The organism is Blastomonas sp. SL216, from assembly GCA_026625625.1.
Taxonomy (GTDB): domain Bacteria; phylum Pseudomonadota; class Alphaproteobacteria; order Sphingomonadales; family Sphingomonadaceae; genus Blastomonas.
This window is the reverse complement of sequence record CP113055.1, coordinates 2,163,795-2,186,261: the sequence shown is the minus strand read 5'-3', so window position 1 is coordinate 2,186,261 and position 22,467 is coordinate 2,163,795. Positions and strand designations below refer to the sequence as shown.

Here is a 22,467-nt window from a genome sequence, read left to right as displayed (position 1 = left end):
ATGGGGGGAGGTCAATGGGGAAGGTGGGGAACGTCAGGCCATCAAGTTCCAGATGCGCTTCAATAGCCGATAAAGGGTTGATACCGAGTTCGTCTGCCCTCATTATTGAAACCATGGCAATTGCACCCGATCCGAAGCCCGTGCCGCGCGCGCTGATCGATAAGATCGGTATGCTTTCGCGCGCCCGTCAGAGTGAAGTTGAGGATTTTGTTGACTTCATCGCGATGCGTGACGGGGCATCGGTCAATAGCGAGCATGAGCTTGGCCGGATGGTAACCGCAGCAAGCATTCCTGCTTTTGCCGCCGTCTGGGATAATCCCGAAGACGACATCTACGATGCCCTTTGAGGAAGCGGGTGTCGCCTTCGGCGCCGTAGTTCTGGTTCCCTTCCCATTCACTGATCAAACAACATCCAAGCGGCGTCCCGCTGTCGTTATCAGCTCGGCGAACTATCATGCGTTGCGACCCGATGTGATCCTGATGGCGATAACCAGCCAACTCCGTGCGTCTGCGGCATTTGGCGAGGTGTGGCTGAAGGAATGGCAGGCTGCGGGCCTGCTCAAGCCTTCGGCCGTCAAGCCGCTTGTCGCGACGCTGGAGCGAGGCCTGATTATCCGCCAACTCGGTTGGTTGGCGGAGGATGACCGTAGAGCCTTGCGCGCTGCAATTTCGGATATGATCGGTTAGGGTCGAGCCGGATATTCCTGCCCCCCTCAATGAAAATCCCGCGACTTAGGCAGCACCCTTGCGTCCCTCGGATGGCGTGACGGCACCGGCCTCGCCACCTCATCCCCACGCGCCAGCGGCGGGGTCATCGCGGCCTCGCCATCCCCTCGCGACGCGGTGAGTGTCGCGAGCAAATCCGTGCGATCCACCACCCGGCTCGCCATCAGATGCACCACGCCTTCGGGGCTGCGCTGGAGCACCCCTTCGACCTGCATCAGGCGGCTCGCCATGACTGCGCGGCGGTAGCGTTCGAACAGGCGGGCCCAGAGGACGACGTTCGTTATCCCCGTCTCGTCCTCGATCGTCACGAAGATCGCGTTGCCCTTGCCGGGGCGCTGGCGGACGAGGACGACGCCGGCGGTGCGCACCGCCGCGCCCGCCCTGGCGTTGGTCGTGTCCTCGCAGCTGAGTACGCCTTCCTCGCGCAGCCGCGCGCGCAGGAAGCTCATCGGATGGTCCTTCAGCGACAGGCGCAGCACCTGGTAATCGGTCACGACCTCTTCGGCCGCGGGCATTTGCGGCAGTTGCATGTCGGGCTCCGCGCCCAGCTCGCGCGCCCTGGCCGCGGCGAACAGCGGCAGCTCGCCCGAAGGCGTGCGGCGCACCTCCCACAAGGCCTGCCGCCGGGAGAGGCCGAGCGAACCGAACGCATCCGCGTCGGCGAGCAGGCGCAGTGCGGCGCTGGGCAGGTCGGCGCGCCGCGCCAGCCGCTCGATCGAGACGAACCGCCCGTCCGCCCGCCGCGCCTGGACCAGGGCTTCGGCCCAGGCGGCGCGAAACCCGTCCATCTGGCGAAAGCCCAGCCGCAGCGCCAGACGGCCCCTGATGTCGCGTTCCAGCCGGTTGTCCCAATGGCTGGCGTTGATGTCGATCGGGCGCACCTCGACCTGATGCTCGCGCACGTCGCGCACGATCTGCGCAGGCGCGTAAAAGCCCATCGGCTGCGAATTGAGCAGCGCGCAGGCGAAGACCGCCGGGTGGTGGCACTTGATCCAGGACGAGACATAGACCAGCCGCGCGAAGGACAAGGCGTGGCTCTCCGGAAAGCCATAGCTGCCGAAACCCTCGATCTGCTTGAAGCAGCGCTCGGCAAATTCGGCGGTATAGCCGCGCGCGGTCATGCCCTCGACCAGCTTGGTGCGGAAATTGTGCATCGTGCCGACATTGCGGAAGGTCGCCATTGCGCGGCGCAGCTGGTTGGCCTCTGACGGCGTGAAATCCGCCGCGACGATCGCCAGCTTCATCGCCTGTTCCTGGAACAAGGGCACGCCATAGGTCTGGCCGAGCAGCGTTTTCAGCTCATCTGCGGGATGCGGCGGGGCGGGCGAGGGGTATTCGACTGGCTCGATGCCGGAGCGACGGCGCAGATACGGGTGGACCATATCGCCCTCGATCGGGCCTGGGCGGACGATCGCGACCTGCACGGTCAGGTCATAGAGCGTGCGGGGGCGCAGGCGCGGCAGCATGTTCATCTGCGCGCGGCTTTCCACCTGGAACACGCCGATGCTGTCGCCCCGGCACAGCATGTCATAGACTTGAGGGTCATCGGCATCGAGATCGACGGTGAGATCGTGCTCGCCCAGGCCATGGTCGCGCATCAGCGCAAAGGCCTTGCGGATGCAGGTAAGCATGCCCAATGCCAGCACATCGACCTTCATCAGGCCCAGGGCGTCGATATCGTCCTTGTCCCATTCGATGAAGGTGCGGTCCTCCATCGCGGCATTGTGGATCGGCACGGTCTCGTCGAGCCGGTCCTCGGTCAGCACGAAGCCGCCGACATGCTGCGACAGGTGGCGGGGGAAGTGCAGGATCTGGTCGACCAGATCGCGTAAGCGCACGATGTCCGGATTGTCGGGATCGAACCCGGCCTCGGCATAGCGCTGCTCGGCCATCGAACTGGAAAAGCTGCCCCAGATGGTGCTGGTCAGCCGCGCGGTGACATCCTCCGAAAAGCCGAGCACCTTGCCGACCTCGCGCACCGCGCTGCGCGGGCGATAATGGATCACCGTCGCGGCGATGCCGGCGCGGTGGCGGCCATAGCGGGCATAGATATATTGCATCACCTCCTCGCGCCGCTCATGCTCGAAATCGACATCGATATCGGGTGGCTCGGCGCGCTCTTCGGAAACGAAGCGCGAGAAGAGCAGGTCGTGCGTCACCGGATCGACCGAGGTGACGCCGAGCAGGAAGCAGACGATCGAATTGGCCGCAGACCCGCGCCCCTGGCACAATATCGGCGGCTCGCGGCTGCGGGCAAAGCGCACCAGATCGTGCACGGTGAGGAAGTAGCAGGCGTATTTCTGCTTGGCGATGAGCGCGAATTCCTCGTCGAGTAGCGCGCGGACCTTTGCGGGCAGCTCCGCGCCATAGCGTTCGTGCGCGGCCTGCGTCACCATATGCTCGAGCCAGGCCTGTGCCTCCCAGCCCTGCGGGACGGGCTCCAGCGGATACTGGTAGCGCAGGTCGTCGAGCGTGAAGCGCACGCGCTGCATCAGGCGCAGCGTTTGCGCGATCGCATCGAGGCAGTCGGCGAACAGCCGCGCCATTTCGTCCGCGGGTTTGATATGGCGTTCGGCATTGGCCTCCAATATCCGCCCGGCCTCGGCGATGGTCGTGCCCGCGCCGATGCAGGTCAGCACATCGTGCAGCGGGCGCTGCGCCGGTTCTGCGTAAAGCGCGTCGTTCGTGGCGATGAGGGGCACGCTGGTCTGCTCGCCAAGCCGCATCAGCCGGGCGAGGCGGCGGCGGTCCGATCCCTTGCGCGGCATATGGGCGCCGATCCACACGCGGCCCGGCGCAGCCTGCTCAAGCATGCGCAGCAGCGGCGCATCATCGGGCGAGGCCATCACGATCAGCAGCAGGTCGTCGATAAACTCGAGCAGATCGGGCAGGCGCAGCACGCAATCGCCCTTGACGGCGCGCAAGTTGCCCGTGGTGAGCAGCCGGGTCAGCCGCCCCCAGCCGTGCCGCGTCGCGGGATAGGCGATGATGTCGGGCGTATCATCGGCAAAGACCAGCCGCGCGCCGACCAGCAGGCGCAGATCGGGGGGCGGCGCACCGATCTCTGCCGCCGCCTTGTGTGCATCGCGCAGCGCCATATGCGCGCGGACCACGCCGGCGACCGAGTTGCGGTCCGCAATGCCGATCCCCGCCAGCCCGAGTTCGAGCGCGCGCGCGACCATGTCCGCCGGGTGCGATGCCCCGCGCAGGAAGGAATAATTGGTCGCCGTGACCAGTTCGGCAAAACCGGCGGTCATGCGAACAGGGTCGTCTGCGGGCCTTTTCGTCATGCGAAAAGGCCGTGCACATACCAGCGCGGATCGGGCCGTTCGTTGTCGTACAGGCCGTGGCGGAAGATCCAGAAGCGGCGGCCGCGCGCGTCTTCCACCCGGTAATAATCGCGGGTCAGACCGCTCTTGCCCGGCGCATGCTGCCACCATGGCGCGGCGATCCGCTCGGGCCCCTCGAAGCGCACGACATGATGCTGCTGGCGCCTCCAGCGGAAACGGTGCGGCGGGCCATCGGGAACCTCGGCGATCACCTCGATCGGCTGGGGCGGGTCGAACAGGTGAATGGGCCGTGTCGGCGGCTCGCCCGGCTCGGGTGCGGCCCAGGGCTCGGGCGCGGGCAGATCGACCGCGGGCAGGGTGAGCGCCGCCTGTTCGGGGATGTGCGTGTCGCGCGGTTGGAAACGGCGGATCGCGCCGCGCCCCAGCCGGCTGCTCAACCGGTCGATCAGCGCGGCCATCGCCTCCTCGCTCACCGCGCCGCCCTCCAGCTGCAGCTGCGCCGGGGTCAGCGGCTCGATGCGCGGGACGATCAGCCGGATCATGTCGAAGCCGAAGCCCGGATCGATCGGGTCGCTGAGCGCGTCGAGCCGCTCGTGCAGCAGCCGCATCAGCACTTGCGGATCGCGCATCGGCAGGCTGGATTCGACCGCGAGGTCAAAGCTCTTGCCGTCGCTGCGATAGAAGCGCGCGGCGAAATGCCGCCCACCCATGCCGCGCTGCTCCAGCGCCTCGGCCGCCTGGCCCGCAAGATCGGCAAGCGCCGCCATCGCCGCCTCGGTGCGCGCAATCGGCTCGGCAAAACGCAGCTCGAAGCGCAAGGCGGGCAGGCTGCGGCGCGGCGTGATGCGGCTGTCGGCGCTGCCCAGCAGCCGGTCGAGGCTGTCCACCAGCGCCTCGCCGAAGCGCGCGGCGAGCGGCGCACTGGGCCGCATCGCAAGGTCACCGATGGTCTTGAGGCCGGCGCGGATCAGCGCGGTCTCGGTCTCCTCCTCGATCCGCAGCGCCGCGACCGGCAGGCGGCGGAGCACGATATCGCTGTCTTCGGGCCGTGCGAGCGTCACCCCCGGCGCGAAGCGGGCGAGCGCCTCTGCTGCCTCGGGCGTGTCGCCGCAGCCGGTGCGCAGATGGTCGGTGAAGCGCGCGAGATAATCCTCCGCCGCTGCGACCAGCGCAGCTTCGCCGCCGAACAGATGCGTGCAGCCGGTAATGTCGAGCACCAGCATGTCGGGCGGGTCGGTGGCGACGAGCGGGGTGAAGCGGTCGCAATGATCGGCCAGCCGCTCCAGCCAGGCCATGTCGGCCAGCGGATCATGCGCCTCGACGCGAAGCTGGGGCACCTGCGCGCGCGCATCGGCCAGCATCATGCCGGGGACAAGGCCCTGGGCGCGCGCTTCGGGGCAGGTGGCGGCAATGCGCATCGCGCCGCGCACCTTTTCGACCAGCACCAAAGGCGCGCTGTCGTCCGCCCTATCCGGCCCGTCGGAAGCCGAGCGCTGCCGCGCGCGCCGGTCGACCGGCAGAAAGGGGAAGAACAGCGCCAGATAGCGCCGCTGCGCCTCCGGTTCCGGCACTGCCGACGGGCAGGGCCTCAGCAAGACAGGCTTGTTCACGGTTCCACTCCACGCGCCACGCACCGCCGGCCGGGCGTCCGCGCTGGCGCAACAATTCGATTTTCCAGGCAGGATAGCCGGGGGCATTGGCTTCCATCGGCAGCGAGGGCGCAGCGCCCACCTGCCACCGGGTCTGCGCCGCGCTGGGCGAAGGCGTGGCCGCGATGCGCAGCGCGATCACGGTGACGCCCGAGGCCTCCGCCGCCAGTGCCAGCCTGCGGCTCGCGGTGAGATCGAGCGCGCGGGGATCACGCCACAGCTCGACCACCGCCACCCCGACATCGCCGCAGCGGGTGACATCGGCGGCGGCGCGCAGCACCGCCAGCGCATCGGGCAGCGTGCCCAGGATGACCTGCGCGGGGGAAAGCCCGATCTCGACCAGCCCCGGTGCGTGCAGCTGCCCGCCGCGTTTTTCCGCCTCGCCCTCGCGCAGCCAGACCAAAGTGCCCCCCAGGTGCACGCCGAGTCTGAGCGCCAGGGCTGCTGTGAATCCGGTCGCGCACCCAGCATCGTCGGCTTCGGCGGCAAAGATTTCATGCAGCCGCGCGCGCATCAGCCCGCCGCCCAACGCGGCGTCGATGCCCGCATGTCCGGTGCGCGCGAGCTCTGCCGGTTCGCCCCCGGTTTCCCCCGCGCATGCGCGTTCGATCCCGGCAATCCGGGCTTTCAGGGACTCGAGGGAATCGCGAGGGCAGGGCATTTGTTCTTATTATGTTCCATTTCGCGGAACGTCAAATGCCTGTGCGACGGGGCCGTCATGCCAATGCGGGACAGGTGACGGTTTGTTAACCCTTCACGTTAATAGTCTGTTGAACTGAGTTAACGCCCATTGGGGGGACAGCATGACAGATACCGCGCACGACATCGCCTTGGCCCGCACCCTGTTGCACGAGGCGATGGAGCTTCAGGCGGCAGGCAATCTCGCCGCGGCCGAAGAGCGCTATCGTCTGGTCATCGATCATGATTATCGCACCGCAGAGGTGCTGCCGATCCTTGCCGGCATTCTCGGCCTGCGCGGCGCCAATGAAGAGGCGCTCGAGCTGTGGGACACGCTGCTCGCGATCGATCCTGACCATGCCGTGGCGCATCACGAAAAGGGCCTGATCTACAGCCGTACCGGCCGTGCGGAGCTGGCCATCACCGCGATGCAGGCCGCTTGCGCTGCCGACCCAGCCAACGCGATCGCCGCCAACAACCTGGCGGTGATGCTGTCCGATGCCGGTCGCAAGGCCGAGGCGCTCGACCAGTTCCGCCGCGCCCAGGCACTGCAGCCGGGCAATATCCATATCGAACATCAGATCCGCCGCCTGAGCGCCGAAATGGTGCCCTTCTGGCATATCCCGATGCTCAACGACGTGCGCCGCAACGATGCGTTCGAGGCCGCGATCATCGCCGCGCTGGCCGAGGCCGGCCCGGACGCCCGCGTGCTCGATATCGGCACCGGCAGCGGGCTTTTGTCGATGATGGCTGCGCGCGCCGGGGCGCAATCGGTCACCGCGTGCGAGATGGTGCCGATCATCGCCGACATGGCGCGCCAGATCATCGCCGATAACGGCTATGCCGATGCGATCACCGTCCACACCGCGCCCTCGACCGAACTGAAGGTCGGTACGCATCTGGAGGAACGCGCGGACATTCTGGTCTCCGAAATCCTCTCGAGCGACCTGCTCACCGAACATGTTATCGACACGTTCGAGGATGCGCATGCGCGGCTACTCAAGCCCGATGCCATCGTCATCCCGCGCGCCGCCTCGGCGATCGGCTGCCTGGTCGAAAGCCCGGTGCTGGCAGACTATGTCTTTGTCGATCAGGTCTCGGGCTTCGACATTTCGCGCTTCGGCGCGCTCGCCTCGCCCAGGCTGCCGATCCACGGCACGATGACCGACTGGAAGCGCCTGTCCGACGATGTCGAGCTGGTGCATATCGACCTTACCCGGACGCAGCACCAGAGCGACCTGCACCTGCTGCAGATCAACGTGCTCGAAGACGGCATCGCCAGCGGCATCGTCCAGTGGATGCATGTCGACCTTGCCGAGGGCATCACCTTCGACAACCATCCCGACGGCTATACCGATGGCGGCTGGCTGCAGATGCTGCACAACTTCCCTGAGCCCGTCGTCGTCAAGGCGGGCGACGTGCTGAACGTCGCGGTGGGCCATGACCGCGTGACGCTGATCGTCCGCCCGCTCGAGGTGATCGCGGCGGTCGAGCAGGTGAAGGTGGCTTGATCCATGTCCGCTCTCTCCCCTTGAGGGGAGAGATACGGAGGCTTGGCAGCTTGTCTGCCTAGCCGCAGTTGAGAGGGGCCAACGGTTCGCGCAGCCCCCCTCCCAACCCTCCCCCCTGAAGGGGAGAGGGCTTATCGGTACCAAGCCTAACCACCCCCGCTCATCCTGAGCAGCGGGCGCAGCCCGCGTCGTCGAAGGACCCGCGCCCAAGCTGGCCTTATAGCGGGGCCTTCGACAGGCTCAGGCTGAGCGGCGGGGGTAATTGGGTTCCAGTCGAAAAAGCGGCTATGCGCCAGTCCGCCGATATCGGTGGCTATGGCCTAGGCGACCAGTACGGCGACATCGACATCATCGCCCCATTCCGGCTCGGCTTTTCGATTTTCTCGGGCATCCTGAACCCATGATGCGAAGTCGGTTAGAAATTGGCGCATGTCGTTCGACACATCGCGGATGACCACCCGATAGGGCGGCTGCACGCGGTTTAGATCCGTGTGATAGACCATGGTATCGAGAAATGCGTCGGCGTTCCGTCCGTGCCAATCGACGCAGCCCAATGCCACGGCGAGCGCATCATAGAAGTCTTGCTCGGTGCGCCATTTCTCGCCGCTCAGGCTGATTGTTTCCATGTTCGTGTTCTACATGTTCGTGTTCTAGTGGTGCCTGACCAAATAGCCATGGCCAAGGGCCATCCCTCAAGCCTCCAGCTCGACATCCCAATACAGCCAGTCATGCCAGCTCTCGTGCAGGTAATTCGGCGGAAAAGCTCTCCCGCGTTCCTGCAGCTGCCAGCTGGTTGGGCGGATCGGCTGGACCATCAGGCGCATGTTTGCTTGCGCCGGGGTGCGCCCGCCCTTGCGCATGTTGCACGGGGCGCAGGCGGTGGCGACATTCTGCCAGGTGGTCTTGCCGCCCAGGCGGCGCGGGACGACATGGTCGAAGGTCAGGTTGTGCGGCGATCCGCAATATTGGCAGTGGAAGCGGTCGCGCAGGAACAGGTTGAAGCGGGTGAAGGCCGGATATTCGGACGGCTTCACATATTGCTTGAGCGCGATCACCGACGGGATCTTCATCTGGATCGTCGGGGAGTGCACCTCGCGCTCATAGGTCTCGATGACATCGACCCGGTCGAGGAAGATCGCCTTGATCGCGGTCTGCCACGGCCACAGGCTCAAGGGATAATAGCTGAGCGGGGTATAATCGGCGTTCAACACAAGGGCGGGGCAACTGTCCGGGTGCCGGCCAATGTCCGGCTGCGGATCGCGTACCGCCCGTTCGATCAAGTCGGGATGAAACATGGTCGGCTCAAACCCTCTCCCATTCGTCCGCTGTAATTCCTATAGACTCAAGTGCGTGACAGCCCCGTGACAATCCTGAATGTGCCCGATTTACGGTTAATCAGCATGACCGCGCGGCCAAGGTCAAGGGGGCGTTTCCACAATATATGGTGATAAGTCCGCATATTGCACCCAAGGGACGGAAGGGGCTCAGGTGATGCGCACCCGCTTTGCGCCAAGCCCCAATGGCGCGCTGCATCTGGGCCATGCCTATGCGGCGTGCCAAGCCCATGACCTCGCCCGGCAGCTGGGCGGCGCGTTTCTGCTGCGGATCGAGGATATCGATGGCATGCGCTCAACGCCCGAGCGCATCGAGGCGATCTTCGCCGATTTGCGCTGGCTGGGGCTGCACTGGGACGGGGAGGTGCTGTTCCAGTCATCGCGTCTCGCCGCCTATGACGCAGCGCTCGATACACTGAAGGCGCGGGGCCTCATCTATCCCTGTTTCTGCACCCGCAGCCAGATTGCCAGTGCCGGGGCGCAGCCGGGGCCCGAGGGGCTGGTCTATCCCGGCACCTGCCGCGCGCTCAGCGACGACGACCGCGCCCATCGAAGGTTGAGCGAACCGCATGCCTGGCGGCTCGATATTGGCAAGGCGCTCGAGCAGACCGGCGCGCTGGTCTGGCACGACATGGCCGCGGGCGAGCAGGCCGCAAAGCCCGAGCTGTTCGGCGATGTCGTGCTCGCGCGCAAGGATGCCCCCGCCAGCTATCATCTGGCCGTGACATTGGACGATGCGCACCAGCAGATCAGCCATGTCGTGCGCGGGCGCGACCTGTTTCTGGCGACACATGTCCACCGGCTGCTGCAGGCGCTGCTCGATCTGCCGGTGCCGCTCTATCGCCATCACCGGCTGCTCGCGGGCGCAGACGGGCGCAAGCTGGCCAAGAGCGAAGGTGCGGCGGCGCTGGGTCTCTTGCGCGAAAAGGGGAGGGATGGACCTTTGCTGCTGGAAAATTTGCGTAAAGCCATTCTACCGTCTGGCATTTCCTGGGCCGAGCCCTCATATAGCGTGCCATGAACGTCATCATCATCCTGGCGATTGTCGCACTGGCAATCATGGTTCTGGTCAGCCTTGTGCGTGGCCTTGTCGCCTTCATCCAGATGACCGAGGAGGACCTCAAAAACCCCGGGGTCGGCCGCAGCCATCAGATGCAGAACAAGATGATGTTCGCGCGCGTCAAATATCAGGCGATGGCGATTGCTGCTGTCGCGGTGCTGATGCTGGTCAACCGCTGAGCCTTCACGGCAGCGGCGGTACACGACACATGGTCAAGCTCAACAAGATCTACACGCGCACCGGCGACGATGGCACGTCCGGCCTGGTCGATGGCTCGCGCATTCCCAAGCATTCGGCCCGCATGGCCGCAATCGGCGATATTGACGAGCTGAACAGCGCGCTGGGGCTTGCCGTGGTCGCGCTGGGTGAAAGCGATTTCGCCGCCGACCTGATCCGCGTGCAGAACGACCTGTTCGATCTGGGGGCGGACATTGCGACTCCGGGCGATGATTTCACCCCGTCCGAGATGGTGCTGCGCATCGTGCCCAGCCAGGTGACCTGGATCGAGCAGCGCATCGATGCAGTGAACGACAGCCTGCCGCCGCTGACCAGCTTCATCCTGCCCGGCGGCAGCCCCGCTGCTGCAGCCGTGCACCTTGCCCGCGCCATCGCCCGTCGGGCTGAGCGGACGCTGGTCGCCGCATCGCATGAGGGATCGATCAACCCGCAGGCGCGTATCTATGTGAACCGGCTGTCGGACTTCCTGTTCGTCCTCGCGCGCCGGATCAACAACGGCAATGACCCGCTCTGGGTGCCGGGTGCTTCGCGATAGATTTTCGTGACCGCTGTGGATGCAGTGGTTTACTATTTCCGTCGTCACCCCCGCGCAGGCGGGGGTCCCGCTATTTATCTCGCGGATCGCATAGCGGGATTCCCGCTTTCGCGGGAATGACGGATGAGGGGTAGAATGACCAACAGCACTTCGCCGATCGTTGAGTTTGACGACAGCCGTCCGGCTGACCTTTGCGATCGCTTCCGCGCCATCCGCAATCTCACGCTCGATCTCGTAGCAACTCTCTCCGACGCTGATGCCACCGTCCAGTCGATGGATGATGCCTCACCCGCCAAATGGCATCTGGCGCATACCAGCTGGTTCTTCGAGACCTTCGTGCTGCGCGATCACGTTGGCGGCTATCAGCCGTTCGACCCGAATTACGCCTATCTGTTCAACAGCTATTACGAGGCCGAAGGCGCGCGCCATGCGCGGCCGATGCGCGGCATGCTGACCCGGCCCTCGCTCGACGACATCCGCGCCTATCGCGCGCATGTCGATGCGGCGGTGCAGGCGGCGCTGCCGACCCTTGGTAACGATGCGCTCGATCTGGTCGAACTGGGGCTCAACCATGAACAGCAGCACCAGGAGCTTTTGCTGACCGATATTCTGCACCTGTTCGCGCAGAACCCGCTGCACCCGGCGGTCTGGCCGCCGGTGCCGATGGCCTCGGTCGAATCCACGCCGCTCGAGTGGATTGAAGGGCCGGTGGGGCAGGTGGAGATCGGCCATCACGACAATGGCTTCGCGTTCGATTGCGAAGGGCCGCGGCATGCTGTGCTGCTGACCCCCTATGCGCTTGCCAGGCGCCCGGTGACCAATGGCGAATGGGCGGCGTTCATCGCCGATGGCGGTTATGCCGATCCGCGTCACTGGCTGTCCGATGGCTGGGCCTGGGTGAATGCGGAAACCATCACCGCGCCGCTTTACTGGCAGCAGGGCGAGGATGGCGGCTGGATGCAGTTCGGGCTGGACGGGCTGCGCAGCGTCGATCCGGCAGCACCGGTCTGCCATATCAGCCTGTACGAGGCCGATGCCTATGCCAGCTGGGCCGGCGCGCGCCTGCCGACCGAGCAGGAGTGGGAGGCGATCGCCGCATTTCAGGATCCCGCATCCGGCAACCAGCTCGACCGCGCCGGTGCGGTACGCCCGCGCGCCGATGCGGCGGACGCGTTGTTCGGCAATGTCTGGCAATGGACCGGCAGCGCCTATCGCCCCTATCCCGGCTTCAAGGCGGCAGAGGGCGCAGTCGGCGAGTATAACGGCAAGTTCATGTCCGGCCAGTTCGTGCTGCGCGGATCAAGCTGTGCAACCCCGCGCGGCTCCGTGCGTCCCAGTTATCGCAACTTCTTCTATCCCCATCAACGCTGGCAGTTCACAGGCCTCAGGCTGGCCAAAGACCTGAGCTGACCCGCACCGGAGACCGACCCTTGGCGACCCTGATCAAGACTCCCGAAGCCCAGTCCGCAGCCGCCACGGGTGATCCCGATCCTGCCTTTCGTGCCGATGTGCTCGCCTGTTTCCGCGACAGCCGCCGCGCGATCCCGGCGCGCTGGTTCTATGACAAGACCGGCTCCGAGCTGTTCGAGGCGATCACCGATCTGCCCGAATATTACCCGACCCGCACCGAAACCGGCCTGCTGAAACGCTATTGCGGCGAGGTGACCGAGATGGGCGGACGCGGCCGGGCGGTCGTGGAATTCGGATCGGGCTCGTCGGTCAAGACCCCGCATCTGCTGCGCGCGGTGCAGGGGCAGCATTATGTGCCGATCGACATTTCCGGCGATTTCCTGCGCGAATCCGCCGCTGCGCTGGCGGCGGATTTCCCGGGCCTTGCGGTGCATCCGCTCGAAGGCGATTTCATGCGCCCGCTGCAGCTGCCCGATGCTGTCGCAGGCACGCCCAAGCTCGGTTTCTTCCCTGGCTCGACCATCGGGAACATGGTCGCGCGCACCTCGCTCGACCTGCTCCGCTCGATGCGCGAGACGCTGGGCGTCGGCTCGCTGCTGCTGATCGGGATGGACCGGATCAAGTCGCCCGATATTCTCGTCCCGGCTTATGATGATGCGCAGGGCGTGACGGCGCGGTTCAACCTCAACCTGCTCCACCGCATCAACCGCGAGCTCGATGCGACCATCCCGGTCGAGCGCTTCCGCCATGTCGCGCGCTGGAATGACAATTACGCCCGGATCGAGATGCATCTCGAAGCGCTGGAGGATATCGATTTCACGGTGCTGGGCGAGCGCTTCAGCATGGCGAAGAGCGAGACCATCCATACCGAGAACAGCCACAAATATGGCCCCCGCGATGCCCGGCTGCTGCTGCGCGCGGGCGGCTGGACGACGCTGCACGAATGGACAGATCCGGACGACTGGTTCGCGCTTATCCTTGCCGAGGCAAAACCGTTCCAGACCGCGCCATGATGCCCGGGCGGCTGGTGGCAGAGCGGGGTGGTACGCCGAGCAGCCAGCCGATCCAGCCGAAACGGGCTGCGGCCTGATAGGCGATCAGCCCGGTCAGCACTGTCGCGGCCAGCATCACTCCAGATACCACAGGCGCCCCCAAGCCGCTGTCGCGTAACGCATAGCCTGCCAGCACGATGACCGTCTGGTGCACGATATAGAAGGGGAAGACCGCGCGCGCGATCGGTGCACGCCAGCGATGATCGCGCTGCAACAACCGGGCGGCTGCATGGAACATCACCGGCAGCATCAGCCACGCCATGGCGGTTTCCGCCACCAGCGCCGAAAGGGTCTGCAGCGATGATGCCCGCGCCTCGTCCGCGCCGACGTTGAGCCAGATTGATACGAGGCACAGCAGCGATCCTGTCAGCGCGACGCGCCATGTGCGTGCCATCGCTGCCCAGATTGCAGGGTGCTGCGCCAGCATGAACCCGAACAGGAAGGCGGGCAGGAAATGCACATCGCCTTCCAGGTCATTGTAGCGCTGCACCTCCTCCAGCCCGGCATGGTGGATCGCCGCGCGGGTCAGGATGATCGCCACCAGCGGCACCGTGATCAGCCGGCTGCCTTGCGCCAGCCAGTCCGCCGTCTTGCCCAGCCAGTCGCGAAACCCTGGCCACCAGGCCCAGGTCGCCGCGAGCAGAGCGGTATAAGCCCATAGATAGGCGAGAAACCACAGATGCTCCCAGTTAGGCAGGAACGCTTCATGGAAGAAGCGGAACGACAGTTCCTGATGCGTCCAGAACCACAGCAGCCCGCCCCGATAATCGCCGCTCACCTGCATCCGCACCCAGTCCTGCGGTGCGACAATCAGCAGGGTGCCGAACACCAGCGGGATCAGCAGGCGGAGGGTGCGGTCGCGGAAAAACGCCGCCGTTCCGCTGGCGCGCGACAGCATCGCAGCGCTGGCATAGCCGGAGACGGCGAACAGCACCATCAGCCGCCAGGGTGCGATGGCGGCGATGGGATAGGCGATCCAGCTGATCGTATCCGGCCATTTCACCAGCCAGGGGCCAGGCGCGAAATACAGGCCGATATGGAACAGAATCAGCAGGCCGAACGCTCCAATGCGCAGCCAGTCCAGCCCGATATGCCGGTCGATCCCGGTCGGCGATGCCATCTGCCCCAAAAGCCTGCTCATGTTCCGCTGCTGCCCGCGCAACGCGGCAGAGGAGCCAAGCCTAGCGGGAAATCTTAAAAATTTCCCCCTGTTTCGGGACCAGGCCGCTTAGTCCGCCAGCTTTTTCATCACCAGATACCAGTGGTCCAGCCCGCCGTAAAAGTCCGCCACCCGGATGCGTTCGTTCAGCCCATGCGCGAAAATGTCCGCGCTGCGCATCGCGGCGTTACCGATGCCGACGGTGTTCATCCCCAGCGCGCGATAGTGCATGCCATCGGTGCCGCCAGAGGACAGTTCGGGCACGATCGGCAGGCCGGGATAGCGCGTCTTCAGGCTGGCGGTGACGGCATCGCGCACCTCGGGCGTCAGCGAGGATTCGGGGCTTTCCACCACATTGGTCAGCAGCTTGAACTTCACCCCGTCATTGCCGATGACCTTTTGCAGCGCCGCCTGGGTGGCCGCCGCGCCGCCTTCGCCCGGCATGATCCGGCAATTGACGGTGGCGGTGGCCGATTGCGGCAATGCGTTTTCGGCATGCCCGCCGCGCAGCATGGTGGTGACGCAGGTGGTCATCATCTGCGTGGCGATGCCCGGATCGGCGAGCAGCGTCGCACGCGCGGCCTGATCGTCCGGATTGGCGCCAAAGGCCTGCATCGCCTTGCCGATTTCGCCCGGGGTCAGCTTGCCCATTTCGCTGAAATAGCTGCGCACCAGCGGGCTGGCATTGACCGGGAAGCGATAGCCTTCGATCTTGCCCAGCGCCCTGGCCAGTTCATAGATCGCATTGTCGGCGCGCGGGCGCGAGCTGTGGCCGCCGGGATTGGTGACGGTCAGCTCGAATGTGGCGAAGGTCTTTTCGCCCGCCTGGACCTGGTACATCACCGGCTTGAACTCGTTGGTCATGGCAACGCCGCCGGCATCGCCGTTCAGCACCAAGGCGGGTTTGATCGTTTCTGCCACCATCTTCGCCTGGGCACGGGTCGAGATCATCCCCGTTTCCTCATCGCCCGAAAAAACCAGGTACAAGTCGCGCTTGGGGGCCCAGCCTTCCTTTTTCAGCCTGATGAAATTGTGCGCCAGCGTCGCGACGCCATATTTGTTGTCGAGCGAACCGCGACCGAAGAAATAGCCGTTCTCTTCCGTCAGCTTGAACGGAGGGCGCTCCCAATCCTCGGGCAGCGCTTCGACCACATCCATATGGCCCAGAAACACGATCGGTCCGGCCTTGGGCTTGCCCTTGGCGGCATAGCGCACCACCAGTCCCTGGGTCGGCTCGCCGTCGCTGTCATAATCGGTGATCGTGATGTCGTTCTCGGCAAAGCCGGCCTTCAGCAACTGGTCCTTGAGGTAGCTGGTCATCACGCCCATCTGCTTGTGACCGCGCGCGGTGCGGATGCTGACAATGTCGCTGTAAAGCTGACGCGCGGCCTGTTCGTTGGCGTTGCGCTGCTGGCCGTCAGCCTGGGCCTGGGCCTGGGCGGGCAGGGCTGCGGCGAGAGCCATCGATGCAAGGCCCGTGGCCAGCGCCAGTCTCAACACGGTTTTCATGGTATTCGGCGTCCCCTTTTCTATCACCCGCACATCTCGCCAAAGCCGGTCGAAGCGACTATAGCTGCGTCACACTCTTGGAGAACAATTCATGTCGGCCCACAACCCCTCTTTGCGACCCTGGCGCGATATCGATCGGCGCAAGTGCCGCCAGATCATGGTCGGCAAGGTTCCGGTGGGCGGCGATGCGCCGGTCAGCGTGCAGACCATGACCAACACGCTGACATCCGATGCCAGGGCGACGATCGATCAGATCCGCCGCTGCGAGGATGCCGGCGTCGACATCATCCGCGTCTCGTGCCCCGATGTCGAATCCACCGCCGCGATGAAGCAGATCACCCGCGCCGCCAAGGTGCCGATCGTCGCGGACATCCATTTCCACTACAAGCGCGCGCTGGAAGCTGCCGATGCAGGCGCTGCGTGCCTGCGCATCAACCCCGGCAATATCGGTTCGTCCGACCGCGTGCGAGAGGTCGTCAACGCGGCGAAGGCCAATGGCTGCGCGATCCGCATCGGCGTCAACGCCGGTTCGCTCGAGAAGGACCTGCTCGAAAAATATGGCGAGCCCTGTCCCGAGGCGCTGGTCGAAAGCGCGCTCGACCATATCAAGCTGCTGCAGGACCATGATTTCCACGAGTTCAAGGTCGCGGTAAAGGCGAGCGACGTGTTCTTGGCGGTCGCGGCCTATCAGCAGCTTGCCGATGCGGTCGATTGCCCGCTGCACCTCGGCATTACCGAAGCAGGCGGGCTGATCGGCGGCACGGTGAAGAGCGCGATCGGCATCGGCAACCTGCTCTGGGCGGGGATTGGCGATACCATCCGCGTCTCGCTCTCGGCAGAGCCCGAGGAAGAGGTGCGTGTCGGATACGAGATCCTGAAATCGCTGGGCATCCGCACCCGCGGTGTCCGCATCGTCAGCTGCCCCAGCTGCGCGCGCCAGGGCTTTGACGTGATCCGCACGGTGCAGAAGCTGGAAGAGCGGCTGCAGCATATCAATACGCCTATCTCGCTCTCGGTGCTTGGCTGTGTCGTCAACGGCCCGGGCGAAGCGCGCGAGACCGACATCGGCCTGACCGGCGGCGGCAAGGGCAAGCATATGGTGTACCTGTCCGGCATCACCGACCATACGGTCGAGGATGAAGGCATGGTCGAGCATATCGTCAGGCTGGTCGAGGCCAAGGCCGCCGAGATCGAGGCGGAAGCCAGCGACGCCGGGAATGCCGAGCCGGTCGCGGCGGAATAGTCCATGGGGCCATGGCTTTTGCTGCTGGGTGCCGGCCTGTTCGAGGTCGGGTTCACTACCTGCATGCGCTATGCAAACGGCTTTCGCGAGATTGGCTGGACGGCGGGCTTTATCCTCTGCGCATTTCTGAGCTTCACCCTGCTCGACAAGGCAGCCAAGGTAATTCCGCTGGGAACCGCCTATGCAGTATGGGTGGGCATTGGTGCCGTCGGTACCCTGGCAGTGGGCGTTGCGACCGGTGATGAGACGCTGGGCATTGTGCGGCTTGCGCTGATCATCGGGCTAATCGGCTGCGTCATCGGTCTTAAATTTGCCGGGCAGCATTAGGAACACGAAAAATGACTGTAACAATCCGGTCGGCAGTGCCCGGCGACGAGGCTGCTATTCTGCGCATGGTCATCGCGTTGGCGGTCTATGAGCGCGAGCCCGATGCGGTCAAGGCAACCGAAGCGTCGCTGCGCGCCACCTTGTTCGGCGAGAACCCACAGGTGTTCGCGCATTTGGCCGAGATCGAGGGCGAGATCGTCGGGCTGGCCCTGTGGTTCCTCACCTATTCGACCTGGACCGGCGCGCCATCGCTCTATCTGGAAGATCTGTTCGTCGCGGACACGGCGCGCGGCACCGGCACCGGGCGGGCGCTGCTGACGGCTTTGGCGCGCGAGGCCAAGGCGCGCGGGTGCGCGCGAATGGACTGGGCCGTGCTCGACTGGAACGAGAAGGCGCGGGAATTCTATACCCATATCGGCGCGCATCATTCGAAGGGCTGGGAGCCCTGGCGGATCGAGGGCGAGGCGCTGGATCGGCTTGCCGCCAGCTAGGCGGGCAGCTGCCCTGTACAGCCGTACAGGCACCCCGGATTGCGCTTGCCCCAGGCGCGCGTCCCCCTAGTTTCGCGCGAGGATCGCAGGGGAGGGCCTGCGGACCGGATCGAGATGGGGAATATGCGATGAAACTGACCAAGCTGCGCCTTCTGGGCGTGACGATGATGGTGTCTGTGCTGGCCGCGTGCGGCGGGGAAAAGGCCGCCGAGGCCACTGCCGAGGGAGAGGCGGCGACTGAAGCCGCACCCGCTGCTTCCGGCCCGATCTGGTCGATCTCGGCCGAAGACGGCAAGACCGTGATGTCGCTGGCCAATGGCGCGGATGCACCGCTTGCCACGCTGAAATGCGCCAACGGCAGCAAGACGGTGGAGATGGAAGTGCCGGGCTTTGCACGCATTCCCGAAGAGATCGCGCTGACTCTTGCCCCCGATGGCGGCGAACCGGCGCTCAGCATCATGGTGCCCGCAGGGGGTGACGGCTTTGCCAGCGGCAGCGCGCCGCTGCCTGACAATTTCAAGAGCGCCTTTGCCGGCAAGCAGGTGCTGTCGTTCGGCATGAACACGATCAATGTCGACGCGCCTGCCGAGGGCGAAGCCGACACGTTTGTCACCTTCTGCACGCAGGGCGAAAGCGAAGGCTGACATTTTCTGGCAGGTCCGGTCGCTATTTGCGGGGGGCGCAGCGCCCGGACCTGTCTTTTGACGAAAGAGAGGTCCGGAATGCGTGGCAAATGGATGCTGGCTGGCGTGCTCAGCCTTTCACTCATGGGGTGCGGCGGCGGAGCCGATGACAAGGCTCCAGAAGGGGCGGACAAGGCCGCTGATGCCAGCTGCGCCGATGATGGCGAGAAGCTGAAGCTGACCGGCCTGTGCAAGGGCCGGGCGGTCAATTACATGAACATGGATGCCAGCGCTTCGCCAGAGGCACCCGATGGCTGCGAATGGCAGGTGATGGAAGCCGCGCTTCCTGCCGATGAAGTGCTGCTCTATCGCGGCCTCGTCTGCGGCGACAAGGCGGTGCAGATCGAAGTGGCCGGCGGGGCCGAGCGCGCCGAGTTGCAGATGACCAAGGCCGCGATGCTGGGCGAACTGGGCGAGCCGCTGACCATCGGCTATATGTACACCGCAGAGGGCGATCCCGCCGAGGCGATCACCCAGCGCGCGCGTTCGGTGATCGAAGACCAGGCCGAAGCGGCCAAGTGCAAGGCCCGACCGGCCAATCAGCAAGGCTGGCCTAAGGATGCAATGGTGGTCGATGCCGACCCCAACGGATCGACTACGGCAGATGGCAGTCCTGTCGCGGTGTGCGGCGACCTTGGCTATTTCGATGAAGGCTTCCGCTTCTGGCGCGCCGCCCAGGGCTATGCCTGGTTCTTCGATTTCGGCCAGGACCTGGCAGAGATCGATCCCGGTTCGCTGACCATCGTCGCCAAGGGGCCGGATGGCAGCTTGGCCGCTATCGGCCAGTAAGCTTCGTTGAGTGCCCTTGGGTCCTGTGGTACAAGGCAGGACCCAAGGAGGCACGCATGACCTATTCGGCCAAGGTGATCAAGGGCGGCAAGATCGTCATTCCGGCAGAGCTGCGCCGTGAGCTCGGTTTTGCTGATGGTGACCGCCTGGTTCTGGAGCGCGAGGGCGAGGCGCTGGTGGTAAAGAGCTATCGGCAGGTGGTGCGAGAGGTTCAGGAGGTGTTTCGCCCATACCAGCCTCAGGATGGGCGCAGCATGGTCGACGACCTCATAGCAGAGCGCCGTCGGGAAGCTCAGCAGGAGGATGATGAAGCAGCCGCCTCAGTCCCGCGCGATAGACGGTGATGGCTTTCGTTCTAGACGCTTCAGTGGTTCTGGCTGTCCTCTTTGAGGAGCCAATCGGAAATCTGGATGTCGGCGAATTGCTCGACGGATTGCTATCGAGCGTCAACTATAGCGAAATCCTGACCAGGTGCCTCGATCGCGGCATGAATTCGGATTTTGCAGAGCGCCAAGTGGCGCGACTCAATATCGCGGTTGTGCCATTCGGTGCGGTTCATGCTCGAGTGACAGCAGGTTTGCGTGAGCCCACTCGCCATCGCGGTCTTTCACTCGGTGATCGGGCCTGCCTGGCACTGGCTCGCCAGGAAGGCGTGCCGGTAATCACCGCCGACAGGCAATGGCAAGGGCTGGATGTGGGCGTGGAAATCCGCCTGATTCGATGACTGGCTTGGCGCGTTAACGCGATCTTAGTGCCTTTGCGTGACCCTTGGCGGCATGAGCAAAGCCATCGCCATCTCCGCCCGCGCCCAAACAGATGCCGCCTGGACCGTGGTGCTGCGTTTCGTGCTCGTTTCTGGATGCGCCAGCGCGCTGATCCTGGCGCGTTATCCGCTGCCCTTCTGAACGGCGAGCTTGCGCTCGATCCCCTGCCACAATTTCGCATAAGCCTGGGCCGCCGGGCTTTTTGCGTCGAACGCGCCCACCGGCAGCCGCTCTTCCGCAATCCGCTCGACCGCGCTGGCCATCGGGATGACCGGCCAGTCTGGATAGGTCTCCAGCGCCTGCTTGTGCAGCGCACGCCTGCGGTCGACCATCACGAACACCGGCAGCATCGGGGCATGCCGACCCGATTTGCCGTCCAGATAGTTCTGCACCTCGACAAAGGCGCGCTGCGACAGCGGCGAAGGGATGATCGGCACGATCACCAGATCGGCCGCGCGCAGCACCTGGTCCGATGTTTCGCTGAGGCCCGGCGGGCAATCGAGCACGATGCGGTCATAATGCTTGCCCAGCCCGTCGATCAGCTTCTTCAGCCGCTTGGCCTTGCCGATCTCGAACAGCATCCGGTCCAGCCCGCGCAGCGAGTGGTCCGCCGCCAGCAGATCGAGCCCCGGGATGCGCGAGGGGCGCACCAGCTTTTCGGGCGACACGTCGCGCGCGAAGATCGACCGCGCCTCGTCCTTCACCGCCTTGTCATCGCCGATCAGATGGCTCGCCGCGCCTTGCGGATCGAGATCCCATAACAGCGTACGACGCGAGGAGAGGACCGCAGAGCACCATGCCAGATTGACCGCGCTGGTGGTTTTACCCACGCCGCCTTTCAGATTGTAGACGGCAATGCTGTGCATCCGGTCCCCCATATCAGCCTCCCTGCTGCACCGCATCTGCGGCGGCAGGCGCAGCGGCAGGGCTAGAGCCTGATTGTGTCGTGGCTGTTGCAGTGCGATTGAGTCCGGTCTTTTCCAGCCAGGCGCGCAAATCGGCGACGGTGCGCCTGGGGTCTTCCTCCATCGGGATATGACCCAGATCGTCATAGGTGACGAGCGTGTCGTTGGGCAGCTGGCGCGAGAACCAGATGGCATTGGCCAGCGGGATCAGCGTGTCCTTCTTTCCCCACAGGATCAGCGAGGGCATGGTCAGCCCGGCAAATTCCATCGCATCGGCGGGTTTGCGGGGGAAATCGCCGCGCGCCACCGTCGCCTCGCGATTGCCGGGATGGCGCAGCAGCTTCCAGTAGAGATCGACCATTGCGGGCGTGACCTTGGATGGATCGCCGACGCTTTGCTGCAGGCTCTGTTCGATGATGCTGCGCGGCGTGAAGACCTTCAGGATCGGCCGGACCGCCGCGCTTTGCGCCAGCCGGAAGCCGATCGGAATCCTGGTCGGCTTGGCCTCGGGCGCACCCGAGCTGTCGACCAGCACCAGCCCTGTGACGCGCTTCGGATATTTGAGCGCGATGTTCCACGCGACCCAGCCGCCCATCGAATTGCCCGCCACGACATAGCGGTTGATGCCGAGCGCGTTCATCACCTCTGCCCCGGTGTCGCGGAACGCCTCGGTGCTGTAGTCGCCCTTGATCTGTGCGCCAGTGAGGCCATGGCCCGGCTGGTCATAGCGCACCACGCGATAATCCTTCTTCAGATCATCGACCCAGCCCTGCCAGGTGTGCAGCGACGCGTTGGAGCCATGGATCAGCAGGATGGCCGGCGCGTCGCGCGGACCCTCGTCGCGAATATGGACGCTCTGGCCATTGGGCAGTTCGACAAAGCGCGAGGGCGGCTGGCCATATTGCGCCTGCAGTTCGCTTGGCTCGATATTCGGTGCAAAGCCCCAGATGCCCAGGCCGATGACTGCGACGATCAGCAGGATAGCCAGCCATTTCAGCAATTTGATCATCGGGTCAGGGTTCCTCGCGACAGCAGTGCCTCGTGCGCATGCTAGTGGCAATATCGCTGCACTTCCAGCACCTTGCAGCGCGCATCTCTGTCAAGCCTCGGCGCGC

At 64.9% G+C, this 22,467-nt stretch carries 25 protein-coding genes; 16 read left to right on the top strand and 9 right to left on the bottom strand.

From position 1 onward, the window contains the following. Nucleotides 1-113 precede the first annotated feature (113 nt). Both OU999_10305 and OU999_10300 read left to right on the top strand, forming a co-directional pair. Nucleotides 114-347: a hypothetical protein gene (locus tag OU999_10305; GenBank protein ID WAC22154.1), complete on the top strand. Its 234-nt coding sequence runs from the start codon at nt 114-116 to the stop codon at nt 345-347. Beyond that, complete coding sequence (locus OU999_10300) at nt 337-687, top strand: type II toxin-antitoxin system PemK/MazF family toxin (GenBank protein WAC22153.1); 351 nt, start codon at nt 337-339, stop codon at nt 685-687. Before OU999_10305 ends, OU999_10300 begins: the two co-directional genes overlap by 11 nt. A gap of 26 nt (nt 688-713) precedes the next feature. On the opposite strand, the gene OU999_10295 is transcribed toward OU999_10300, so the two are convergent. The 3 genes from OU999_10295 to OU999_10285 are packed head-to-tail and all read right to left on the bottom strand — an operon-like array spanning nt 714 to nt 6,326. Beyond that, a complete protein-coding gene (locus OU999_10295; protein ID WAC22152.1) occupies nt 714-3,983 on the bottom strand; it encodes an error-prone DNA polymerase in 3,270 nt (1,089 codons plus the stop codon). Between the two features lie 29 nt (nt 3,984-4,012). After that, nucleotides 4,013-5,587 (bottom strand): DNA polymerase Y family protein, encoded by a 1,575-nt coding sequence (locus tag OU999_10290; protein ID WAC25407.1) that lies wholly within the window; start codon nt 5,585-5,587, stop codon nt 4,013-4,015. Further along, nucleotides 5,484-6,326, bottom strand: a complete 843-nt coding sequence (locus OU999_10285) for a hypothetical protein (protein ID WAC22151.1) — start codon at nt 6,324-6,326, stop codon at nt 5,484-5,486. Before OU999_10285 ends, OU999_10290 begins: the two co-directional genes overlap by 104 nt. Before the next feature lie 142 nt (nt 6,327-6,468). On the opposite strand from OU999_10285, the gene OU999_10280 reads away from it, so the two are divergent. After that, nucleotides 6,469-7,854: a protein arginine N-methyltransferase gene (locus OU999_10280; GenBank protein WAC22150.1), complete on the top strand. Its 1,386-nt coding sequence runs from the start codon at nt 6,469-6,471 to the stop codon at nt 7,852-7,854. Between the two features lie 320 nt (nt 7,855-8,174). Here OU999_10280 and OU999_10275 read toward each other — a convergent pair whose 3' ends face one another. Together OU999_10275 and OU999_10270 are read right to left on the bottom strand one after the other, a co-directional pair. Next, complete coding sequence (locus OU999_10275; GenBank protein ID WAC22149.1) at nt 8,175-8,480, bottom strand: barstar family protein; 306 nt, start codon at nt 8,478-8,480, stop codon at nt 8,175-8,177. Nucleotides 8,481-8,546: 66 nt separating this feature from the next. Beyond that, on the bottom strand, nt 8,547-9,149 hold the full coding sequence (locus tag OU999_10270; GenBank protein ID WAC22148.1) for an HNH endonuclease: 603 nt from the start codon (nt 9,147-9,149) through the stop codon (nt 8,547-8,549). A 196-nt stretch (nt 9,150-9,345) separates the two neighbouring features. Between OU999_10270 and gluQRS the strand changes: the two genes are divergently transcribed. The 5 genes from gluQRS (at nt 9,346) to egtD (ending at nt 13,443) form a co-directional block, all read left to right on the top strand. Then, complete coding sequence (gene gluQRS / locus OU999_10265; GenBank protein WAC22147.1) at nt 9,346-10,209, top strand: tRNA glutamyl-Q(34) synthetase GluQRS; 864 nt, start codon at nt 9,346-9,348, stop codon at nt 10,207-10,209. Then, entirely contained in the window at nt 10,206-10,427 is a 222-nt protein-coding gene (locus OU999_10260) for a hypothetical protein (protein ID WAC22146.1), read from the top strand. The genes gluQRS and OU999_10260 overlap by 4 nt, the downstream gene beginning before the upstream one ends. Before the next feature lie 29 nt (nt 10,428-10,456). Continuing rightward, nucleotides 10,457-11,020: a cob(I)yrinic acid a,c-diamide adenosyltransferase gene (locus tag OU999_10255; protein ID WAC22145.1), complete on the top strand. Its 564-nt coding sequence runs from the start codon at nt 10,457-10,459 to the stop codon at nt 11,018-11,020. A gap of 135 nt (nt 11,021-11,155) precedes the next feature. Continuing rightward, nucleotides 11,156-12,430: an ergothioneine biosynthesis protein EgtB gene (egtB, locus tag OU999_10250; GenBank protein WAC22144.1), complete on the top strand. Its 1,275-nt coding sequence runs from the start codon at nt 11,156-11,158 to the stop codon at nt 12,428-12,430. A gap of 29 nt (nt 12,431-12,459) precedes the next feature. Continuing rightward, entirely contained in the window at nt 12,460-13,443 is a 984-nt protein-coding gene (gene egtD, locus OU999_10245) for an L-histidine N(alpha)-methyltransferase (protein ID WAC25406.1), read from the top strand. Here egtD and OU999_10240 read toward each other — a convergent pair. Further along, the gene (locus tag OU999_10240) at nt 13,403-14,623 is read right to left on the bottom strand and encodes an acyltransferase (GenBank protein WAC22143.1); all 1,221 of its coding nucleotides are present in this window, start codon (nt 14,621-14,623) and stop codon (nt 13,403-13,405) included. The genes egtD and OU999_10240 overlap by 41 nt on opposite strands. An 87-nt stretch (nt 14,624-14,710) precedes the next feature. Further along, entirely contained in the window at nt 14,711-16,150 is a 1,440-nt protein-coding gene (locus OU999_10235) for a M20/M25/M40 family metallo-hydrolase (protein ID WAC22142.1), read from the bottom strand. Between the two features lie 91 nt (nt 16,151-16,241). Between OU999_10235 and ispG the strand changes: the two genes are divergently transcribed. From ispG to OU999_10195, 8 genes are all read left to right on the top strand, one after another. Further along, nucleotides 16,242-17,393 (top strand): flavodoxin-dependent (E)-4-hydroxy-3-methylbut-2-enyl-diphosphate synthase, encoded by a 1,152-nt coding sequence (ispG, locus tag OU999_10230; GenBank protein ID WAC22141.1) that lies wholly within the window; start codon nt 16,242-16,244, stop codon nt 17,391-17,393. A gap of 3 nt (nt 17,394-17,396) precedes the next feature. After that, nucleotides 17,397-17,720, top strand: coding sequence for a multidrug efflux SMR transporter (locus tag OU999_10225; GenBank protein WAC22140.1), 324 nt, complete (start codon nt 17,397-17,399; stop codon nt 17,718-17,720). 11 nt (nt 17,721-17,731) lie between these two features. Beyond that, nucleotides 17,732-18,211, top strand: coding sequence for a GNAT family N-acetyltransferase (locus tag OU999_10220; protein WAC22139.1), 480 nt, complete (start codon nt 17,732-17,734; stop codon nt 18,209-18,211). Between the two features lie 128 nt (nt 18,212-18,339). Next, nucleotides 18,340-18,855, top strand: a complete 516-nt coding sequence (locus OU999_10215; GenBank protein WAC22138.1) for a hypothetical protein — start codon at nt 18,340-18,342, stop codon at nt 18,853-18,855. A gap of 78 nt (nt 18,856-18,933) precedes the next feature. Beyond that, the gene (locus tag OU999_10210; protein ID WAC22137.1) at nt 18,934-19,683 is read left to right on the top strand and encodes a hypothetical protein; all 750 of its coding nucleotides are present in this window, start codon (nt 18,934-18,936) and stop codon (nt 19,681-19,683) included. A 56-nt stretch (nt 19,684-19,739) separates the two neighbouring features. Continuing rightward, nucleotides 19,740-20,027: an AbrB/MazE/SpoVT family DNA-binding domain-containing protein gene (locus OU999_10205; protein WAC22136.1), complete on the top strand. Its 288-nt coding sequence runs from the start codon at nt 19,740-19,742 to the stop codon at nt 20,025-20,027. Beyond that, nucleotides 20,027-20,407 (top strand): type II toxin-antitoxin system VapC family toxin, encoded by a 381-nt coding sequence (locus tag OU999_10200; GenBank protein WAC22135.1) that lies wholly within the window; start codon nt 20,027-20,029, stop codon nt 20,405-20,407. The genes OU999_10205 and OU999_10200 overlap by 1 nt, the downstream gene beginning before the upstream one ends. A gap of 52 nt (nt 20,408-20,459) precedes the next feature. After that, nucleotides 20,460-20,588 carry a hypothetical protein gene (locus OU999_10195; protein ID WAC22134.1) on the top strand — a complete coding sequence of 43 codons (129 nt, stop codon included), beginning with the start codon at nt 20,460-20,462 and terminating at the stop codon, nt 20,586-20,588. Here OU999_10195 and OU999_10190 read toward each other — a convergent pair. Both OU999_10190 and OU999_10185 read right to left on the bottom strand, forming a co-directional pair. Then, entirely contained in the window at nt 20,570-21,313 is a 744-nt protein-coding gene (locus OU999_10190; GenBank protein WAC22133.1) for a ParA family protein, read from the bottom strand. The two genes, OU999_10195 and OU999_10190, sit on opposite strands and share 19 nt — an antisense overlap. Before the next feature lie 13 nt (nt 21,314-21,326). Then, a complete protein-coding gene (locus OU999_10185) occupies nt 21,327-22,361 on the bottom strand; it encodes an alpha/beta hydrolase (GenBank protein WAC22132.1) in 1,035 nt (344 codons plus the stop codon). Nucleotides 22,362-22,467 lie beyond the last annotated feature (106 nt).

What these genes read in the sequence shown, in the direction of transcription:
- OU999_10305 (WAC22154.1), top strand. Translation starts at nt 114, where the DNA reads ATGGCAATTGCACCCGATCCGAAGCCCGTGCCGCGCGCGCTGATCGAT.
- OU999_10300 (WAC22153.1), top strand. Translation starts at nt 337, where the DNA reads ATGCCCTTTGAGGAAGCGGGTGTCGCCTTCGGCGCCGTAGTTCTGGTT.
- OU999_10295 (WAC22152.1), bottom strand. Translation starts at nt 3,983, where the DNA reads ATGACCGCCGGTTTTGCCGAACTGGTCACGGCGACCAATTATTCCTTC.
- OU999_10285 (WAC22151.1), bottom strand. Translation starts at nt 6,326, where the DNA reads ATGCCCTGCCCTCGCGATTCCCTCGAGTCCCTGAAAGCCCGGATTGCC.
- OU999_10280 (WAC22150.1), top strand. Translation starts at nt 6,469, where the DNA reads ATGACAGATACCGCGCACGACATCGCCTTGGCCCGCACCCTGTTGCAC.
- OU999_10275 (WAC22149.1), bottom strand. Translation starts at nt 8,480, where the DNA reads ATGGAAACAATCAGCCTGAGCGGCGAGAAATGGCGCACCGAGCAAGAC.
- OU999_10270 (WAC22148.1), bottom strand. Translation starts at nt 9,149, where the DNA reads ATGTTTCATCCCGACTTGATCGAACGGGCGGTACGCGATCCGCAGCCG.
- gluQRS (WAC22147.1), top strand. Translation starts at nt 9,346, where the DNA reads ATGCGCACCCGCTTTGCGCCAAGCCCCAATGGCGCGCTGCATCTGGGC.
- OU999_10260 (WAC22146.1), top strand. Translation starts at nt 10,206, where the DNA reads ATGAACGTCATCATCATCCTGGCGATTGTCGCACTGGCAATCATGGTT.
- OU999_10255 (WAC22145.1), top strand. Translation starts at nt 10,457, where the DNA reads ATGGTCAAGCTCAACAAGATCTACACGCGCACCGGCGACGATGGCACG.
- egtB (WAC22144.1), top strand. Translation starts at nt 11,156, where the DNA reads ATGACCAACAGCACTTCGCCGATCGTTGAGTTTGACGACAGCCGTCCG.
- OU999_10240 (WAC22143.1), bottom strand. Translation starts at nt 14,623, where the DNA reads ATGAGCAGGCTTTTGGGGCAGATGGCATCGCCGACCGGGATCGACCGG.
- OU999_10235 (WAC22142.1), bottom strand. Translation starts at nt 16,150, where the DNA reads ATGAAAACCGTGTTGAGACTGGCGCTGGCCACGGGCCTTGCATCGATG.
- ispG (WAC22141.1), top strand. Translation starts at nt 16,242, where the DNA reads ATGTCGGCCCACAACCCCTCTTTGCGACCCTGGCGCGATATCGATCGG.
- OU999_10225 (WAC22140.1), top strand. Translation starts at nt 17,397, where the DNA reads ATGGGGCCATGGCTTTTGCTGCTGGGTGCCGGCCTGTTCGAGGTCGGG.
- OU999_10220 (WAC22139.1), top strand. Translation starts at nt 17,732, where the DNA reads ATGACTGTAACAATCCGGTCGGCAGTGCCCGGCGACGAGGCTGCTATT.
- OU999_10215 (WAC22138.1), top strand. Translation starts at nt 18,340, where the DNA reads ATGAAACTGACCAAGCTGCGCCTTCTGGGCGTGACGATGATGGTGTCT.
- OU999_10210 (WAC22137.1), top strand. Translation starts at nt 18,934, where the DNA reads ATGCGTGGCAAATGGATGCTGGCTGGCGTGCTCAGCCTTTCACTCATG.
- OU999_10205 (WAC22136.1), top strand. Translation starts at nt 19,740, where the DNA reads ATGACCTATTCGGCCAAGGTGATCAAGGGCGGCAAGATCGTCATTCCG.
- OU999_10200 (WAC22135.1), top strand. Translation starts at nt 20,027, where the DNA reads ATGGCTTTCGTTCTAGACGCTTCAGTGGTTCTGGCTGTCCTCTTTGAG.
- OU999_10195 (WAC22134.1), top strand. Translation starts at nt 20,460, where the DNA reads ATGAGCAAAGCCATCGCCATCTCCGCCCGCGCCCAAACAGATGCCGCC.
- OU999_10190 (WAC22133.1), bottom strand. Translation starts at nt 21,313, where the DNA reads ATGCACAGCATTGCCGTCTACAATCTGAAAGGCGGCGTGGGTAAAACC.
- OU999_10185 (WAC22132.1), bottom strand. Translation starts at nt 22,361, where the DNA reads ATGATCAAATTGCTGAAATGGCTGGCTATCCTGCTGATCGTCGCAGTC.